Raw genomic sequence first — 18,685 nt, 5'->3', positions numbered from 1 at the left:
GAGGGGACTTTTAAGGAATTATAATTATTCTACTTGCCAGCCGTAATCAAAATATTCGGATTCAATTTTGTCTTTTTTAACTTTTACGATTAAAAATCCTTCTTCCATTCCTTGATTTGGTCCTTGCCACCATCTTGCACTAACTGCTCCACCAGTAATGATGCTAAATCTGTTCATTATATTTAAATCTTCAAAAACATGTAAATGACCTTGTAAAATTAATTTCAAATTATGTTCTTTTAATAATTCCAAAACTTCTTTCGAGTTTTCAATTACAAGTCCGCGATCACTTGCAGCCATTGATCCATTTGCCATTTGGGCAAACATTGTGTAGAGTGGAATATGTGTAGAAATGATAATCGGCATTGTTTTTTCTGTTTCTGAAAGTTCTTTTTTTAGCCATTCAATTTGTTCGGAATTTATAAAACCATAATATCCATTTTCCTCAGCAACTTCTTCAATTGAATCAAGTATTATAAATTTTACACCTTTGTGAATGAAAGAATAATAAAGTTTACCAATTCTGTTTTGATACATTTTTTTGCCGAATTCAGGATGAGATCTATCAACATTACTTTTTTTGTACCAACCAAAAATTTCGTGATTTCCAATTGTGTTGAAAAGAGGAGCATTTAATAATTTTATTGTTTCGTTGTATAGATTATATTGGCTATCGGCTCGATTAAAATTTGCTCCAAGAGCATCCATAACCAAGTCGCCGCCGGTTATTACAAAATCTGGATTTAGTTTATTTATTTCTTCAATTGCCTTTGTAAAACCTTTATCGGCATTTCTTTCTTTTTGAATGTGAATATCTGTTGCAAAAACAAAAGTAAATTCTTCATTTTGAGCATTTACATAAATTGATAAAACAAATATTTGCAAAAAGATTAATGAGGATTTAAAATTTCTTAAAATATTTTTCATAACAAATTCCTATTAAAATTTTATAAATTTTTCTTAATCCAATTTTCCAATCCACCGGTTACAACTAATTCTTGGGCTGCAGTTCCAATTGGTGCAAAATTATATTTTTTATTTTCAAAAATTAATTCTGAATTTACAAAATCAAGATATGCAATAGAATTAGTATTTACTGTTAAGTTTTTGTTACTAAATTTATTTTTGAGATCATCAACTAATTCCGGAATTTCAATAACCAAATAACCATTATTGAGAGCATTTCGTTTATAAGTTTGACTTGCAGAACCGACGATTACTAATTTAATACCTCTATATTTCAATGCTGTTGCAGCTTGTTCGCGCGAACTTCCGGTCCCAAAATTATAGCCGCCGACAAGTATATCACCAACTTTTGCAATTTGTTGAAATTTGGGATCATAATTTTCCATTGCAACTTTAGCTTGATCTTCCGGTTTGAAATCATCTACATAAGTATATTTGCCGGGATAAATTCCATCTGTATTCAAATTATCTTGATGACAGAAAATTATATTGCCATTAATTTTTTCCGTAAATCCATCAATAATTTTTACTTTTACAGCTTTGCGAACTTTTGGTTTGTTTGTTATAATTTCTGCTTTGATTTCTTTTAGTTCATTCCAATCAAAATCAATTTTACCATTTAAAGCGGAATAAGCTACAACTGCAGGTGAAGCCAAATAAGCTTGGGCATTGGGCGAACCCATTCTTCCTTTAAAATTTCTATTTGTTGCAGAAATTCCAACTTCGCCATCTTCAAACAGACCGGTTCCAAGTCCAATGCAAGGTCCGCATCCAGGAGGAAGTGAAATTGCTCCTGCTTCAATTAAAGCTTGCCAATCACCGCGTTTTTCACTTTCTGCTTGAACTTCACTAGATGCTGCAGCAATATAGAATTTTACTCCATCCGCGATTTTCTTATTTCGTAAAATTTCTGCTGCTTCAGAAATATCATCTAATCTGCTATTTACGCAAGAAACTAAATATGCTTTATGAATTTTAATTTCCTTCTTGCTTAATTCAGTTGTTGAATTCATAACTTTTACAGAATTTGGTCCGGAAACCATTGGCTGAATTGTGCTTAAATCTATAGTTAATTCTTTTGCATAATAAGCATTTTGATCGGGTTGCAAATACGGTAATTCACTTTTCAATTCATCAATTCTTTTTTTATTCAATCTTGGATGTTCACCATTTTCATCAATATCAGAAGGCACTCCAGATAATCCACGATTTTTAATAAACTCTGTTCTTTCTTCAAGCCATTTAATTGTAATTTCATCAATAGGGAAAACTCCACCAAGTGCACCCCATTCGGTTGTCATATTTGCAATTGTTAAACGCTGGTCAATATTTAAATCTTTAATTCCATTACCGGAAAATTCAATAATAAAATTTAAAATTTCATCATTATTGAAATAACCGCATAGTGCAATTATTAAATCTTTACCAACAACACCTTTACATAGTTTTCCAATCAATTCAACTTTTGCAATTGGAGGAATTTCCCACCAAGTTTTTCCGGTTGCCCAAATTCCGGCTGCATCTGTACGAACAACCGGAGTTCCCAAAACGCCAAGTCCGCCATACATATTTGAATGACTATCCGAAGCAACAACAACAGTTCCGGGCCATGCATAACCTTCTTCACACATAATTTGGTGACCAATTCCTCTTCCAGCGGGATAAAAATCTGCACCGACAGATTTTGAAAAATCTTCAATCTTTTTATACTTCTCTAAATTTGCTTCAGATTTATCTTGAATATTATGATCAAGAGTGTGAACTACTTGTCGGGGATTTGCTAATTTTGTTGCACCAATTGATTTAAATTTTGGAATAACAGCTCCGGTGTTATCGTGCGTCATTACATAAGCCGGTTTTATTGATAGAATATCTCCGCTTTGAACTATTTGATTTTCTTCTAATCCAACTGCAAATTTTTGTACGATTTTTTCAACAAGATTTTGTGACATGATTACTCCGTTTAGACGTTAAAACGTTGAGGTGTTAAAATGTAAAATTTATTTAATGGAACTAATTAATTTCGAAATTAGAGCAAAGTTATGATTTATCAAATCGCATAATTCAGTAATATCAGATTCTGAAAAGTAATTTAAAGTTAAACAAATTGTAATTTGAGTATCTATTTCAACTATAGATGATCTTGCAATATCTAAAAATCTCTTTGTTTCAATTTTTGATTTTCTTGCATAACCTTCTGCAATGTATGATGAAACTGAAATTGCTGCACGTTTTAACTTTTCAACTTCTATACATTTAAACATTTCACTTCTTGAAACGGCTCAAAGCTAACAAAATCAGCATGATGAACAATTATTGATTCGATAGTTCGTTTTCCCAAATCGCCTTCTTTTGAATGATAGGCAATTATATGCTGAATATCGAAAGGTAAACCGAATCTATCTGCTATAGACACTCCGCTAAATGGATGACGCAATAATTTTCCATCACGACTCGTTCCCAATTTTCCATCTTTAATTTCATATTCTAAAAGTTTACCGACATCAATCAAAATTGCACCAGAGATTAAATAATCCCAATTTATTTTCATTTTAAAATTTTGTTCCATTCTTTTTGCAATATCAATTGAAAGATGAACAGCGGTTCTTTTGTGGTTCATAAAGGAAATGTCACAATTATCAATCAATAAACTAAACGGAATTTTTTCTAAATCTTCCGGCTCAAGTGGGGAATTTTCAATTGCATATTCCCAACATTTATATGTTTTCTCTTTAATATCTTCATCTTTTATTAATTCAATTTCTGGCCAGATTTGTTGTATTTTTTCTCGCATAATTTTATCCAATAAAGTGAAAAATAAAAAGGCAAAAGTGAAAAGTAAAATTAATCACTTTACCATTTTAGATAACATTGCAAATACTTCATTACTAAGTTTTGTTAAATTTATAATATCTGTATTTATATAATTTAGTGAAATTGAAATTTCAATTTCTGAGTCTAATTCAACCAATGATGATCTTGCAATTTCATAAAATCTTTTTCTTTCTGCATCGGTTTTTCTAGAAGCACCTTCAGATAAATTAGAGATTACAGAAATTGCTGCTCGTCTAATTTGAGATGTTAAACCATAAACTTCAGATTTTGGGAAATCTGAAGTTAGTTTATAAATTTCTTTAACTAATTCTGAAGATTTTTTATATACTTCTAACTTTTTATGATTTAATTCTAACATTTACTTTTGCTTTTTCACTTTTTACTTTTCACAATTTTTTGATTACCTCATCCGTCATTTCTTGTGTTGTGCAAGCGCCTTTTGAAAATACATCTGCGCCGCCACGTAATTTCATCATATCGTAAGTTTTTACTTTTCCTTCTTCAATTACATCTGCAATTGCTTTTTTAATTTTTAATGCCAATGCTTTTTCTCCAATATGATCAAGCATCATGCATGCGCTTAAAAACATTGCAATTGGATTTACAATACTTGGATTTAATTCTTGATATTTTGGAGCCGAACCATGAGTTGGTTCAAATACAGCAACTTCTTCACCAATATTTGCTGAGCATGCAAAACCTAATCCGCCAATTAAACCGGCAAAACCGTCACTAATAATATCACCAAACATATTTTCGGAAACTATAACTCCATAATTTTCCGGATTTTTTGTTAACCACATCATTTGTGCATCAATGTTTGTATCCCATAAATCAATTCCCGGAAATTCTTTGGCAATTTGTTTTCCCAATTTCATAAACATTCCGGAAGTTTCCCGCAGCACATTTGGCTTTTCGCAAATTGTAACATTTTTATATCCAAACTTTTTGGCGTATTCAAATCCAGCACGAATAATTCTTTCAGTATATTTTTTTGAAACTATTCTCGTGGAAATTGCCATTTCTTCACTTGGAATATTTGCAAAAGTTTTCATTTTAGGATGTGTTTCAAAAGCATCTCTTACTTGTTTTGGAGGATTTGTCCATTCAATTCCGCCGTACATACCTTCTGTATTTTGTCGGAAAATAACTGTATCAACTAATGGTTCTTCAAATCCGCCTTTACCATCTTTACGAATAAAATTTAAAGGATTTCCTTTAAACGATTGACATGGACGAATGCAAATATCCAAATCAAAATGCTGACGTAAACTTACAATCGGACTAAAATATACATAACCTTTTCCTTTTAGCAAAGGATCAAGTTCAGCATCGGCGGCATCTTTAGCTTTACTTGTGATTGCGCCAAACAAACCAATTTTGTGTTCTTGCAATAAATCTATAGTTCTTTGCGGAAGTGCGTTTCCTTCTTTTTGCCAAAATTCCCAGCCAATATCTCCGTGTACATAATTTGCTTTAAATCCAGCAGCATCTAATAATCTAATTGATTCCGGTAAAACAGTTTTTCCTATTCCATCCCCTGGTAATGATACTATTGTTCTCATTCAATATCCTCTGTAAATAGTTAAGTTTATTAGGTAAAATTAGATAGACAAAAATTATTATGCAAGATAAAGTAAATTGAAGAATTAATTTTAGAATCTCAAATCAATTTGTGCGGAAATTTTGTTATCAATATTTCCAATGATTTCTGAATAACCGGAGCTTAATGATTTTTCGTTTGGTTTGAAAGTTTCGGAGTATTTTATATATAAATCTAAATTTTCTATTGGATTATATTGAATCAAAAAATATAATCTCAATCCTTCACCAAATAAAGCTAAATTATTTAAAACTCCTTTAACATCATTTTCAAATTCGTAAATTCTGGAATTATAAGTTTTCGTTTGGAAGAATATAAATCGAGTTGAAACTGTAATATTTTTTTTGATTTTTAATTTTAAATCTTGAAAAAGTAAATAACCTTCTTCGATATTTGTTGCTTCAATAAATTTAACATATTCAAATCTGGATTTGCCATAAATTAATTTTGACAAATTATAATCCAACGTAAATCTCAAATTCAATTTTTCTTGTTCGGAAAATTTTTCTTCTAAATTTTCTAGGATAAATATTTCTTTAACTTCATCTTTAAGCTTCAAATCAACTTTCAAATTCGGTAAAATTTTATTTTCATAATTAAATAAAAAATCATTTCCATTTGATGAAAAACCGTTCAACGAATTTGAATATGGGAAATTAAAAATATCGTAATACAAATTTATTTTTCCAAAATCCGTATTAAATTTTACACCGAAATAAAATCCGTTTTCATTTTGTGTATTTGAACTTTCGCCAAATCCAAAACTGTAAATATTGTAATATTCTTTTTGATAATTTCTATATGAAGCTGAAACTTGAAACGATTTTGATAAATCCAAAAATAAATTATTTATAATTGCATTTGATTTTGTATTATTAGAAAGTTCTCCGGCGAAAATTAAATTATCCCAATTAAAATTGTAGCTTAATGAAGTAAAAGAAAATTTATTTCCGTGCAAACCAAAATTATTTTGGAACATCAAAATTTTATTGAAATTATTTTTAATATGTGAAATTCCCAAACTCAAATTTTCATTTAAAAAATAATTTATAATTCCTCCAAACGTAGTTTCCTTTAAATTTTCAAAATTGCTGATTTCATTTTCCGTTCTATGAAATCCGGTAAAATTAAAATTTGTTACATTTCCAAAATCATCAATAGAAGCATCTTTATAATTCTGTGAATAAAAAGTTTTTATTTCAAATTTATTTAGTTTAGAATGAATTGCAATTCCACGTAAAAATTTATTTTCTTCAGAAGAAATATGCGGAATAAAATTATGCTCTTGTTTAATTATATTGGTCGCTTCAGAGCTTTTTGAAAATGAATAAGGACTCCAAATTGCTAAGCCTTGTCCAAACTCAATATTAAAATCACCAACTAAAATTTCTTTAACAATTCCTAAATCTTTGTATGATAAAAACCCGGAATAGTGATCAGTAAATAATTTTTCGCCGGCATCTTTTTCAGTTAAAAATCCTAAAGAAAAATCTGAATAATTAAATTTAATTCTATTATAATTTTTTAAACTATTCCCGGAAAATTTATTTTCGGTAAATCCGGAACGTTCTTGTAAATCATTGATAATTCTTGATCGTAAATAAAAATTATTAAAATTAAATTTAGCTGATTTATCATTTTTTGGTTTAACAATTATTAATAATTTTAGAAGCATTAAAATATCCGGATGAATATCTTTTACTAAAATCAAATCTTCAATTGAAGTAAATTCATTGAGCATTTTTCTTGTTTTCAAAATTGATTTTACATCATTCAATTTTAAAAACGGAATTTTCAATAATTCGTTTTTATCAGCAGAATTTATATCTATTGGATTTTCAATAAAATTTTCTAATAAATCATAATAATTATTATCGTCATCTTCGCTTGAAAAATCTTCAAATAACTCAAATATTTTTGAATCTAAAATTTCTGTTGAATCAATTTGTGAGAATAAAATTATTGGATTAAAAAGTATAAAAATCGTTATGCGAAATTTAATTTTCATCTGAAAAATTTATTATTATTCCAACTTGATGAGTTAAACCCAAATCCGGATGGTTATTTATCGCATAATCAACATTGAAGAAGGAATAATTTATTCCAAATCCGCCAGAAAAATTATTTGGATTATTTTGTATTCCAAAACGAAGTGAAAAATACTTAATAATGCTGTACTCTATTCCTGAGCTTATTGAAATTGGGAAATTTATTTCTTTGAAAGCGGACAAATGAATTTTTGCATTATCAGAAACTTTGTATGTAATTCCGGTTCTAAAATTTGTTGTAAGCGAAGAATAATTTTTATTTCTCAAAATATTATGAAGCGTAAATCCTATTGAAAAATTGTTATCAATTAAAAAAATATTTCCAAGAGAAAAATTGAAAAAGTTTGTGCTTCCGTAATTTTGAATTTTAACAATTTGGTAAACTGTAGAAATTCCAATTAGAAACTGATTGCTCAAATTGTTTGAATAACCTAAATAAATTCTATTTTCTTTGAAAAGTTCAAAACCGTAATTCATTGCGCCAATTGAAAAGCTACCTAGATTTGTTGGCTGATTAATCGATAAAAATCCGTTTGCTAATTCTTTTATTCCAAAAGGTGATGGTGAATAAAAAATTCCGAATTGAGTTTTATTTATTTTTGATAATCCGGCAGGATTTATAAATATTGAAAAAACATCATTAGAACTTGCAATATCCGAGTGAGATAATGCAATTTGTTTTGCTCCGGGAAGTGATTGCCCAAATTGAGTTTTGAATATAAGCAGAAAAATTATTACTAAAATTGATTTATAGTTTTTCATCAAATAATAAAGATTTATTAATAATGAAATTCTGAAAATTGCAATTTAAGATATAATTAAAATTTTTAAAATTGAAATTATTTTTGAAACTTTTTTTACAAAATTTCAGTAATAGATTGTAGGTCAATAATTTAATGTGATAAATAATATTGAAATACATTCTGCAAATATTTATTTTGACTAAAAGATTCTTAAAAAATGGTAAGAAAATGAAGAAATTAACTTTGATTTTGTTATTCGTTATGTGTTCAAACAATTTTGCACAAGAACTGAATGCAAAAGTTGTAATAAATACGGAGCAATTAGAAACATTGGGAAGAGATAATTTAGAAAATTTTGATAGAATTGTTGAAGATTATTTGAATAATAATAAATTTACAAGCGAAGACTGGCAAGGCGAACAGATAACTTGTAATTTCTCCATTTTTTTTAATTCATTTGATGGAAATACTTACAATGCTCAAGCTGTGATTACAAGTCAGCGACCAATATACAATTCCGAATCCAATTCATTAATGCTAAAAGTTCAGGATAACAATGTAAGTTTTATTTATGAAAAAAATCAATCAATGTATTTTAATCCTTCTGAATTTAACTCATTAACAAGTTTATTAGATTATTATGCTTTTGTAATAATTGGTTTAGATATGGATTCATACCAACCACTTGCTGGAAATGAATATTTTAATAAAGCATCAGATATAGCAATTCTAGGATCTAATAGTGCTTTCTCAAAAGGTTGGGCTTTGGAAACTTCCGCTTTTAACAAAAGGGGATTAGTTGAAGATTTATTAAGATCAAATTTCCAGCAATTTAGAATAGATTTTTATGATTATCATTACAATGGCTTAGATTTGCTATCGGAAGATAAAGATGAAGCTGTAAAAAATATTGCAAAATTAGTAACTAATTTAGATGGAATTTATGATCAAATCAGCAGAATGAATTTACTATTAAAAGTTTTTTTTGATACAAAGCATAAAGAAATTTTCAGCAATTTGAAAGATTATCCTGACAAATCAATTCTTAAATTATTGAAGAAAATTGATCCAACACATATTTCTACATATGAACAAGGTTTAGAGGATTAAATTTCCTTTTCGTAAATTCTGTATTTTTTATAAATTCGGCCTTGCATTGTTTCAGCGCCGCGATTCATCATTAAATTATCTTCAAGAATCCAACTTGCTTCACCTTGATAAATTCCGTGTTTTGCAGCTCTAACCAAACATTCGTAATATAGAACTCCGTCAATTCCTTTTTTCTGATATTCTGGTAAAACGCCCAATGCAATTACTCGCGCCCAAGTAATTTTTTTCTTTTGTGTATATAATTTTAAAAATTGAAATGGAAATAATCTGCCTTTCATTGTTTTAAAAATTTGATTGTAATCTGGCATTGCCAAAACTACGCCGATTACTTCATTTTTTATTTCTGCAAAGAAAACAAAATCCGGATTTATTAAAGGTTTTAAATCTTTTGCAGCAGCATCAATTTCTGCTTCTGACATTGGAATAAATCCCCAATTAGCAGACCAGGTTTTGTTATAAATCATTTTGAATATTTCCAATTCTTTTTGGAAATTTTTCATATTAACTGAGCGAATTTTTAAACCATATCTTTGCACAACTAAATCATTAACTCGTTTAATTTTCTCATTTTTCTTCATTTCAGAATTTTGAATATCATAGGCATAAAGATCTTTCGCTTTTTTTAATCCATAATTATCATATAAATTCAAATAATATTTTGGATTATAAGGCATAAGTAATCTTGGTGTATCGTCAAATCCTTCAAGCAATGCTCCGTATTCATCATTACTTGTGGGATTTGTTGGTCCACGCATTGTGGAAAATCCTTGTTTTTTAAGCCAATCTTTTGCCGTATCTAATAATTTGTTAGCAACATTTTGATCATTTATTGATTCGAAAAACCCAAAAAATCCTACATTTTCGTTATGAATTTTATTATGAGTATCATTTTTTATTGCTGCAATTCTTCCAACGGGAGCATTTCCTTTATATGCAATAAATAACTCTATATCATTATTTGTATTTATAAAAAATGGATTTTTCTGTTTATTTAAAATTTTCATTTTGTCAATAAAAAGAGGTGGAACCCAATTTGGATCATCCTTATAAATATTAAACGCAAGTTTTAGAAAATTTTTAATTTCATTTGCAGAAATATTTTTAACAGTTATTTGATCCATTTTATCCCCTTCAAAAAAAAAGCATACTTTTTTGAAGTATGCTTTTTATAGAAAATTTGAAAATTAAATTAAACCTAACTTTTTGCCAATTATTTTAAATTTATCAATAATTTGATTTAGGTGACTTTCTTCATGGGTTGCCATATAGCTTGTTCTCATCATTTGTCTTCCCGGAGGAACTCCAGGAGCAATAAACGCATTAACAAAAATTCCTTCATCATATAACATGCGCCACATTGTAAATGCAAGTTCATCACTACCAACAATAACGGGTACTATTCCGGTTCTTCCGTCAATAACATTAAATCCGGCTTCTAAAAGTCCTTTTCTTATAAACTGAGCATTGTAAATAAGTTTATCAACTCTTTCTGGTTCAGCTTCTAAAATATTAAGTGCTTCCAAAGCAGCTGCAACAGAAGCAGGAGTTGGAGATGCGCTGAAAATTAATGCCGGAGCATGATGTTTGATATAATCAATAACCTTAGCTTCACTTGCAACAAATCCTCCTAAAGAAGCAAAAGTTTTACTAAAAGTTCCCATTGTCATATCTACTTCTTTAACTAAATTAAATTCACTAGCGGTTCCTCTGCCGCCAACTCCAATAACCCCAACTGAATGAGCATCATCAATTAGTAATTTAGCATTATTAGCTTTTGCAAGTTCTACCAGTTTGGGCAAATCTACAATTTCACCGCCGGTGCTGAAAACACCGTCACTTACAATTAATTTTGCGGCATCTTTTGGTAATTTACTTAAAACTCTTTCAAGATCATGCATATCATTATGCTTATATCTTAAAAGTTCAACAGTTGCTCCTCGAGCAATTAAATTTCCAGCAACAATACATGCGTGGTTATCTTTATCAGAAATTAAATAATCGCCCCGTTGCACTAAAGTCGGAATAATTCCCTGAGCAGTCTGATAGCCGGTACTAAATAATAAAACAGCTTCTTTTCCTAAAAATTTTGCTAATCTGTTTTCCAATTCAATATGTAAATCAATTGTGCCAGTTAAATATCTTGATCCCGAACATCCAGTTCCATATCTGTGAATTGCATTAATAGCAGCTTCTCTAACTTTTGGATGACCGGTTAAACCCAAATAATTATTTGAACCAGCCATTATAATTTTTCTACCTTCAATAGAAACAATAGGTCCTTCGTTTTCTTCTACCGCTCTAAAATAAGGATAGACGCCCATTGCTTTAATTTCATCAGCTCTGGTAAAGTCATAACATTTTTTAAAAAGATCCAAAACAAACCTCCAATTGTAATTACGGTTTTTGTATATTTTATATAACAAATTTTATTCTAAACAAAAAAGTATAATTATATCTACTTAAAATCAAATTAAAACGATTATGAAAAATTCTATTGCAGTTGTAACCGGCGGAACCGGATTTGTCGGAAGTCATTTAGTCGATTTGTTACTTGAAAGAAATTTTACGGTAAGATGCATAATAAGAAAATCAAGTAATTTAAGATGGTTAAAAGGTAAAAATGTTGAAATTCATGAAACCGGACTTTATGATAAAGAGAAATTAAAATCAATATTTAAAGATGCAGATTTTGTTTATCATGTTGCGGGAGTAGTAAGATCAAAAAATAAAGAAGGTTTCTTTAAGGGAAATGTTGAAACAACCCAAACAATTTTAGATTCTTTAATTGAAGTAAACCCTAATTTAAAAAGACTAGTAATTGTTAGCAGTTTAACCGCTTGTGGTCCGGCGGAAAATGGAAAACCTTGTACGGAAGAAACGATTCCGCATCCAATTACAACTTACGGGAAAAGTAAATTAGCCGAAGAAGAACTTGCTAAAAAATATATGGATAAAATTCCGATTACAATTTGCAGAGCACCGGCAATTTATGGAGAAAGGGAAGAAGATATTTATGCAATGTTCAAAGGATTTCAAAAAGGTATTATGACTTTGGTTGGTTTTAATAATAAAAAATTAAGTTTAATTCACGGTCGGGATTTTGTTAATGGAATTTATTTAGCATCACAATCTGATAGCTCAAAAAATCAAATTTATTTTATTAGCTCCGAAGAAATTTATGATTGGAACCAAGTTAGCGATGCAATGGAAAAAGCAATCGGTAAAAAAGCTTTAAGAATAAGAATTCCACATTTTATAATTTATGTAGTGGGTGGAATTTCTCACTTGGTGAATTTTTTTGTATCAAAACCGGCAACTTTTAATTGGGAAAAAGCGAAAGATTTCGTTCAAGAAAATTGGACTTGTGATGTTTCAAAAGCAAAAATTGATTTTGGATTTACTCAAACTATTTCATTAGATGAAGGAATGAAAAGTACTGTAGATTGGTATCGTGAAAATAAATGGTTGTAATCAATTTTATTTTTACTAAATAATAAATGTGATGTACAATTTTTACAATCAGAATTACCAAAATTTTTTATTTTATGTACTAGTTGAAATTCAGTTTCTAAAAAGTTTACAAAAAAACATTCTTCTTTTTTTAAATTATTTGGAAAAGTAAAAATATTTTCGATTTTTGAATTTTCGTTAGCAGTAATAAAATCAACATGCCAATGTAGTTTTTTTATTTTGCGGTGATGTCTTAAAATTCTTTGTTTTAAATTTCTTTGTGCACTTCCAACGTAATAATAAAATCCTTTTTCAAAACTAATTCTGCCAAATTTTTTTATCTCAATGCAACACTTACGCAAAATTTTTATTTCTAGAAAATAAATTCCGCTATTAATTTGCTTTTGCACCTTCTTCAATCCAAGTTTTCAATCCTTCAATCTGATTCTCAGTTAAAGGAGGAACAGTTCCATATGGTGGTGGCATAATTGATGCGCCAGAATTTCCTTCAACTGACCAAATTAATTTACTATTGTTTGGAAATCCGGGTGAAACAATTAGTGGATCTGATGTTGCTCCGGCCCATGTTGTTAAATCTAAATTTGATGAACGTGATTCGCTATCATGGCATCCGCTATTTGTACATTTATAATTAAAAATTGGCTGTATGTATTGTGAATAACTAACATTTTGTGATGGAATTATTATGTCATCAATATTATCTGATTCTCCAGTGCCATCACAAGAAACGAGAAATGCTATAAAAATTGCTAAAAAAGAAAATAGTTTTATATAAATTTTCATGAGTCAAATATAATTTTGTGATTTGGGATACTAAAATATAATAATAATTATATTTCTTTATTTTGAAATTCTATAGAGAAATATTTTATGGTTTTGTATAGAAAAATAATTTGTTAATTTGAAAATTAAATAATCAAAAAAGAAAATGATAAAATACTTTTTTTATTCAGTAACAATTTTACTTGTTCTAGCAGGACAAAGTTTTAGTCAATATACATTGCAAATAATTTCTTCTGGAGCTGGAACTGGACACATAACTGTTGATGGAAATCCCCAAACACTTACTTATATAGATCAATTTGCAGAAAATTCAACTGTAAATTTATCTGCTATTGCAAATATTGGGAGTTATTTTGTTAATTGGTCAGGTGATTTGTCATCATCAAATTCCACTGAAAGTATTTTAATGGATTCAGATAAAATAATTTATGCTAATTTTGATTTGAATCAACATACGATAACATTATCATCAAATCCTTTTAGCGGAGGAAGTTATTCTGGAGACGGAGTATACAATTTTGGCGATGAAGCAGTTATAATTGCAACACCAAATTTAGGCTTTAATTTTGAAAACTGGACAGAAAATAACATTGAAATATCAAATAATTCAACTTACAATTTTACGGTTGATTCAGATAGAAATTTAGTTGCAAATTTTAGCGTTATTACTTTTAATATTAACGGAAACACTGACGTCGGAGACGTTACATTAACTTGGTTTGATGAGGTTGAAAAAACCATAACATCAGCTTCAAATGGAAGTTATAGTATAACAGTTCCATATAATTGGAGTGGAAGTATTACACCGAGTAAAACGGGTTATACTTTTTCACCAACTTTAAGAACATATACAACTGTAACTAATAATAGAAATTTTCAAAATTTTGATGCTATATTAAACAGTTACACAATAACCGGAAATACCGGAGTTGGAGAAGTAACACTAAGCTGGTTTGATGGAACGAATAAAACAACAACATCTGGAACAGATGGAAGTTATACAGTCACAATTCCATATGGATGGAGTGGGACAGTAACACCAAGTAAGACTGGATATACATTTGTTCCGACAAATAGAAGTTATACAAATGTAACAACAAATCAAGTAAATCAGAATTATACTGGAACATTAAATAGTTATACAATAACCGGAAATACCGGAGTTGGAGAAGTAACACTAAGCTGGTTTGATGGAACGAATAAAACAACAACATCTGGAACAGATGGAAGTTATCAGTCACAATTCCATATGGATGGAGTGGGACAGTAACACCAAGTAAGACTGGATATACATTTGTTCCGACAAATAGAAGTTATACAAATGTAACAACAAATCAAGTAAATCAGAATTATACTGGAACATTAAATAGTTATACAATAACCGGAAATACCGGAGTTGGAGAAGTAACACTAAGCTGGTTTGATGGAACGAATAAAACAACAACATCGGGAACAGATGGAAGTTATACAGTCACAATTCCATATGGATGGAGTGGGACAGTAACACCAAGTAAGACTGGATATACATTTGTTCCGGCAAATAGAAGTTATACAAATGTAACAACAAATCAAGTAAATCAGAATTATACTGGAACATTAAATAGTTATACAATAACCGGAAATACCGGAGTTGGAGAAGTAACACTAAGCTGGTTTGATGGAACGAATAAAACAACAACATCTGGAACAGATGGAAGTTATACAGTCACAATTCCATATGGATGGAGTGGGACAGTAACACCAAGTAAGACTGGATATACATTTGTTCCGGCAAATAGAAGTTATACAAATGTAACAACAAATCAAGTAAATCAGAATTATACTGGAACATTAAATAGTTATACAATAACCGGAAATACCGGAGTTGGAGAAGTAACACTAAGCTGGTTTGATGGAACGAATAAAACAACAACATCTGGAACAGATGGAAGTTATACAGTCACAATTCCATATGGATGGAGTGGGACAGTAACACCAAGTAAGACTGGATATACATTTGTTCCGGCAAATAGAAGTTATACAAATGTAACAACAAATCAAGTAAATCAGAATTATACTGGAACATTAAATAGTTATACAATAACCGGAAATACCGGAGTTGGAGAAGTAACACTAAGCTGGTTTGATGGAACGAATAAAACAACAACATCTGGAACAGATGGAAGTTATACAGTCACAATTCCATATGGATGGAGTGGGACAGTAACACCAAGTAAGACTGGATATACATTTGTTCCGACAAATAGAAGTTATACAAATGTAACAACAAATCAAGTAAATCAGAATTATACTGGAACATTAAATAGTTATACAATAACCGGAAATACCGGAGTTGGAGAAGTAACACTAAGCTGGTTTGATGGAACGAATAAAACAACAACATCTGGAACAGATGGAAGTTATACAGTCACAATTCCATATGGATGGAGTGGGACAGTAACACCAAGTAAGACTGGATATACATTTGTTCCGACAAATAGAAGTTATACAAATGTAACAACAAATCAAGTAAATCAGAATTATACTGGAACATTAAATAGTTATACAATAACCGGAAATACCGGAGTTGGAGAAGTAACACTAAGCTGGTTTGATGGAACGAATAAAACAACAACATCTGGAACAGATGGAAGTTATACAGTCACAATTCCATATGGATGGAGTGGGACAGTAACACCAAGTAAGACTGGATATACATTTGTTCCGACAAATAGAAGTTATACAAATGTAACAACAAATCAAGTAAATCAGAATTATACTGGAACATTAAATAGTTATACAATAACCGGAAATACCGGAGTTGGAGAAGTAACACTAAGCTGGTTTGATGGAACGAATAAAACAACAACATCTGGAACAGATGGAAGTTATACAGTCACAATTCCATATGGATGGAGTGGGACAGTAACACCAAGTAAGACTGGATATACATTTGTTCCGGCAAATAGAAGTTATACAAATGTAACAACAAATCAAGTAAATCAAAATTTTAATGATGTTATTGACCAATTTGAAATCAAATTTACATTGGGGGGAACAGGTTCAGGTAAAATTAAAGTAAATGGAATAGTGTATAATCTTCCGCACACTGAAATTGTTAATTATAATAGTCAAATTACAATTCAAGCAGTTCAAAATATTGGTTCTAATTTTACTTCATGGACTGGTGATTTAACGGGAAATACAAATCCAACAAATCTATTAATTGCATCAGCAAAAAATATAACTGTTAATTTTACACTAAAAATATATTCTATTGCCTTGTTTAAGGCTCCTTCACAAGGTGGAAATGTAACCGGACAGGGTAATTATAATTATAAGTCGGAAGCAACAGTTATTGCTACTCCTAATAAAGGATGGAATTTTACTAATTGGACAGAAAATAATATTCCAGTTTCATTTGATTCTCTATATAAATTTATTGTTGATACAAACAGAACATTAACCGCAAATTTTGCAAGAAGAACTCATGAAATTACAACGCTTGTAAATCCAGCATTGAGTGGAAGTATAACTGGTGGAGGAAATTATCCGGAAGGCAATACTGCTAATTTAATTGCTGTTCCTTCAACAGGTTGGAGATTTGTAAATTGGACAGAAAGCGGAAATATTGTTTCTTCAGATTCAATCTATACCTTTAGTGTTGAAAATGACAGAACAATTACTGGAAATTTTACAAAAAAAATATATTCAGTTGCACTTTCTCTTTTGCCGGTAGAAAGCGGTACTTTAAATGGTGCAGGAGCTTATCAGCATGGCGCAACAGTTACAATTTCAACTTCAGCTAATGAAGGTTGGTTATTTAAAAGGTGGACAGAAAACGATCAATTAATTTCAGAAAATTCATCATTTGTATTTGTAATTGATAAACCAAGAAATTTTATTGCAAATTATGAAAAGAAAAAATATGATATAAATCTTAGCTCATCTCCAGATGTTGGTGGAACTACACTTGGGGATTCGACTTATTCTCATGGAGATACTGTTACGGTTATTGCAAATGCGAAAAGTCAAGATGGATACGATTTTGTTAATTGGACTGAAAATGGAAATGAAGTTTCGAATAATACTACTTACACATTTATTGCCAATAAAAATAGAACTCTGATAGCGAATTTCAAACTAAGAACCTACAATATTGATTTATCAATTAATCCAATAAATTCTGGAACAGTAACCGGCGAAAATTCATATACTCATGGTCAAAATGTTACGGTTCAAGCCACACCGGCTTCTGGATGGCTTTTTGTAAATTGGACTGAAAATAACATAAATGTTTCAAGCAATTCTAGTTATAGTTTTGTTGCTAATAAAAATAGAAATTTAATTGCAAATTTTTCAAAAGATGTTTATTCTATTTCAGCAGTTCCTTCACCAATTGAAGGAGGAAGTATTTCGGGAACCGGTTCTTTTTATTATGGACAAATTGCAACATTGATTGCTGCTGCTAATCCCGGCTGGACTTTTGTAAATTGGACAAAAAACGGAACTGTGGTTTCTAGTGATTCTAATTATATTTTCACTGTAAATAGTTCTTCAAGTTTAGTTGCAAATTTTAAACTAACCGATTTTACAATAAATTGTTCAAGTCAACCAAGTGAAGCTGGATTTACAACCGGTTGTGGAATCGCTCGTTACAATCAAACAATGAAAATAAAAGCTGAACCTAATAACGGATATAAATTTGTAAATTGGACTGAAAATGAAGTTGTTGTTTCTACTGAAATTGAATATGAATTTATAGTAACAAAAAATAGGGATATTGTAGCAGTATTTGATTTTGTCAACTCAATTGAAATGGATGAATCGGCTATTGTTCCCGATGAATATTATTTATCGAATGCTTATCCCAATCCATTTAATCCGGAAACTAATCTCAAGTTTGGATTACCGGAACAATCAACAGTTAACTTATTAGTGATTGATGTAACTGGAAGAATTATTCAAACAGTTATTGATAATATTTTTCTACCGGCTGGAAATTACATAAACCACATTAACGGAAGTAATCTTGCAAGCGGAATTTATTTTTATGTAATAAATGCACAATCAAATATTTCTGATAAAAATTTTAGAAAATCTGGTAAATTTATTTTACTTAAATAATTATTTTGGTTTGTTATATT

Annotated in this window: 16 protein-coding genes; 4 read left to right on the top strand and 12 right to left on the bottom strand. The window is 29.8% G+C overall.

The annotated features are described in order from the left end of the window. Nucleotides 1–24: 24 nt before the first annotated feature. From IPM32_15270 to IPM32_15235, 8 genes are all read right to left on the bottom strand, one after another. Nucleotides 25–927, bottom strand: a complete 903-nt coding sequence (locus IPM32_15270; protein MBK8946615.1) for a metallophosphoesterase — start codon at nucleotides 925–927, stop codon at nucleotides 25–27. A gap of 20 nt (nucleotides 928–947) precedes the next feature. After that, entirely contained in the window at nucleotides 948–2,918 is a 1,971-nt protein-coding gene (gene lysF, locus IPM32_15265; GenBank protein MBK8946614.1) for a homoaconitase, read from the bottom strand. A gap of 48 nt (nucleotides 2,919–2,966) precedes the next feature. Beyond that, on the bottom strand, nucleotides 2,967–3,230 hold the full coding sequence (locus tag IPM32_15260; protein MBK8946613.1) for a four helix bundle protein: 264 nt from the start codon (nucleotides 3,228–3,230) through the stop codon (nucleotides 2,967–2,969). Continuing rightward, nucleotides 3,215–3,760, bottom strand: coding sequence for an HD domain-containing protein (locus IPM32_15255; protein ID MBK8946612.1), 546 nt, complete (start codon nucleotides 3,758–3,760; stop codon nucleotides 3,215–3,217). The genes IPM32_15260 and IPM32_15255 overlap by 16 nt, the downstream gene beginning before the upstream one ends. A 54-nt stretch (nucleotides 3,761–3,814) precedes the next feature. Further along, nucleotides 3,815–4,159 (bottom strand): four helix bundle protein, encoded by a 345-nt coding sequence (locus IPM32_15250; GenBank protein ID MBK8946611.1) that lies wholly within the window; start codon nucleotides 4,157–4,159, stop codon nucleotides 3,815–3,817. 28 nt (nucleotides 4,160–4,187) lie between these two features. After that, complete coding sequence (locus IPM32_15245) at nucleotides 4,188–5,366, bottom strand: isocitrate/isopropylmalate dehydrogenase family protein (protein ID MBK8946610.1); 1,179 nt, start codon at nucleotides 5,364–5,366, stop codon at nucleotides 4,188–4,190. Between the two features lie 90 nt (nucleotides 5,367–5,456). Further along, nucleotides 5,457–7,412, bottom strand: a complete 1,956-nt coding sequence (locus IPM32_15240) for a helix-hairpin-helix domain-containing protein (GenBank protein ID MBK8946609.1) — start codon at nucleotides 7,410–7,412, stop codon at nucleotides 5,457–5,459. Beyond that, nucleotides 7,402–8,214 (bottom strand): hypothetical protein, encoded by an 813-nt coding sequence (locus IPM32_15235; protein ID MBK8946608.1) that lies wholly within the window; start codon nucleotides 8,212–8,214, stop codon nucleotides 7,402–7,404. The genes IPM32_15240 and IPM32_15235 overlap by 11 nt, the downstream gene beginning before the upstream one ends. A gap of 209 nt (nucleotides 8,215–8,423) precedes the next feature. Between IPM32_15235 and IPM32_15230 the strand changes: the two genes are divergently transcribed. After that, nucleotides 8,424–9,305: a DUF4835 family protein gene (locus IPM32_15230; GenBank protein ID MBK8946607.1), complete on the top strand. Its 882-nt coding sequence runs from the start codon at nucleotides 8,424–8,426 to the stop codon at nucleotides 9,303–9,305. On the opposite strand, the gene IPM32_15225 is transcribed toward IPM32_15230, so the two are convergent. Continuing rightward, nucleotides 9,302–10,426: a hypothetical protein gene (locus IPM32_15225; protein MBK8946606.1), complete on the bottom strand. Its 1,125-nt coding sequence runs from the start codon at nucleotides 10,424–10,426 to the stop codon at nucleotides 9,302–9,304. The two genes, IPM32_15230 and IPM32_15225, sit on opposite strands and share 4 nt — an antisense overlap. A 63-nt stretch (nucleotides 10,427–10,489) precedes the next feature. Continuing rightward, nucleotides 10,490–11,626 carry an aminotransferase class I/II-fold pyridoxal phosphate-dependent enzyme gene (locus IPM32_15220; protein ID MBK8946605.1) on the bottom strand — a complete coding sequence of 379 codons (1,137 nt, stop codon included), beginning with the start codon at nucleotides 11,624–11,626 and terminating at the stop codon, nucleotides 10,490–10,492. Between the two features lie 160 nt (nucleotides 11,627–11,786). Between IPM32_15220 and IPM32_15215 the strand changes: the two genes are divergently transcribed. Beyond that, nucleotides 11,787–12,776 (top strand): NAD(P)-dependent oxidoreductase, encoded by a 990-nt coding sequence (locus tag IPM32_15215; GenBank protein ID MBK8946604.1) that lies wholly within the window; start codon nucleotides 11,787–11,789, stop codon nucleotides 12,774–12,776. Here the strand turns inward: IPM32_15215 and IPM32_15210 are convergent. Together IPM32_15210 and IPM32_15205 are read right to left on the bottom strand one after the other, a co-directional pair. Beyond that, entirely contained in the window at nucleotides 12,707–13,165 is a 459-nt protein-coding gene (locus IPM32_15210) for a GIY-YIG nuclease family protein (GenBank protein MBK8946603.1), read from the bottom strand. The genes IPM32_15215 and IPM32_15210 overlap by 70 nt on opposite strands. Then, nucleotides 13,149–13,559 carry a hypothetical protein gene (locus tag IPM32_15205; GenBank protein MBK8946602.1) on the bottom strand — a complete coding sequence of 137 codons (411 nt, stop codon included), beginning with the start codon at nucleotides 13,557–13,559 and terminating at the stop codon, nucleotides 13,149–13,151. Before IPM32_15205 ends, IPM32_15210 begins: the two co-directional genes overlap by 17 nt. A gap of 145 nt (nucleotides 13,560–13,704) precedes the next feature. Between IPM32_15205 and IPM32_15200 the strand changes: the two genes are divergently transcribed. Further along, on the top strand, nucleotides 13,705–14,829 hold the full coding sequence (locus tag IPM32_15200) for a hypothetical protein (protein ID MBK8946601.1): 1,125 nt from the start codon (nucleotides 13,705–13,707) through the stop codon (nucleotides 14,827–14,829). 1,757 nt (nucleotides 14,830–16,586) lie between these two features. Further along, the gene (locus tag IPM32_15195) at nucleotides 16,587–18,665 is read left to right on the top strand and encodes a T9SS type A sorting domain-containing protein (GenBank protein ID MBK8946600.1); all 2,079 of its coding nucleotides are present in this window, start codon (nucleotides 16,587–16,589) and stop codon (nucleotides 18,663–18,665) included. Nucleotides 18,666–18,685 lie beyond the last annotated feature (20 nt).

The sequence above is a fragment of the Ignavibacteriota bacterium genome (assembly GCA_016716225.1).
GTDB lineage: Bacteria > Bacteroidota > Ignavibacteria > Ignavibacteriales > Melioribacteraceae.
Note: the sequence above shows the minus strand (reverse complement) of the source record. Positions and strands in the feature narration are given on the sequence as shown.

Excerpts from the sequence above, each read along its gene's own strand:
- IPM32_15270 (MBK8946615.1), bottom strand. The coding sequence starts at position 927 with ATGAAAAATATTTTAAGAAATTTTAAATCCTCATTAATCTTTTTGCAA.
- lysF (MBK8946614.1), bottom strand. The coding sequence starts at position 2,918 with ATGTCACAAAATCTTGTTGAAAAAATCGTACAAAAATTTGCAGTTGGA.
- IPM32_15260 (MBK8946613.1), bottom strand. The coding sequence starts at position 3,230 with ATGTTTAAATGTATAGAAGTTGAAAAGTTAAAACGTGCAGCAATTTCA.
- IPM32_15255 (MBK8946612.1), bottom strand. The coding sequence starts at position 3,760 with ATGCGAGAAAAAATACAACAAATCTGGCCAGAAATTGAATTAATAAAA.
- IPM32_15250 (MBK8946611.1), bottom strand. The coding sequence starts at position 4,159 with ATGTTAGAATTAAATCATAAAAAGTTAGAAGTATATAAAAAATCTTCA.
- IPM32_15245 (MBK8946610.1), bottom strand. The coding sequence starts at position 5,366 with ATGAGAACAATAGTATCATTACCAGGGGATGGAATAGGAAAAACTGTT.
- IPM32_15240 (MBK8946609.1), bottom strand. The coding sequence starts at position 7,412 with ATGAAAATTAAATTTCGCATAACGATTTTTATACTTTTTAATCCAATA.
- IPM32_15235 (MBK8946608.1), bottom strand. The coding sequence starts at position 8,214 with ATGAAAAACTATAAATCAATTTTAGTAATAATTTTTCTGCTTATATTC.
- IPM32_15230 (MBK8946607.1), top strand. The coding sequence starts at position 8,424 with ATGAAGAAATTAACTTTGATTTTGTTATTCGTTATGTGTTCAAACAAT.
- IPM32_15225 (MBK8946606.1), bottom strand. The coding sequence starts at position 10,426 with ATGGATCAAATAACTGTTAAAAATATTTCTGCAAATGAAATTAAAAAT.
- IPM32_15220 (MBK8946605.1), bottom strand. The coding sequence starts at position 11,626 with ATGGGCGTCTATCCTTATTTTAGAGCGGTAGAAGAAAACGAAGGACCT.
- IPM32_15215 (MBK8946604.1), top strand. The coding sequence starts at position 11,787 with ATGAAAAATTCTATTGCAGTTGTAACCGGCGGAACCGGATTTGTCGGA.
- IPM32_15205 (MBK8946602.1), bottom strand. The coding sequence starts at position 13,559 with ATGAAAATTTATATAAAACTATTTTCTTTTTTAGCAATTTTTATAGCA.
- IPM32_15200 (MBK8946601.1), top strand. The coding sequence starts at position 13,705 with ATGATAAAATACTTTTTTTATTCAGTAACAATTTTACTTGTTCTAGCA.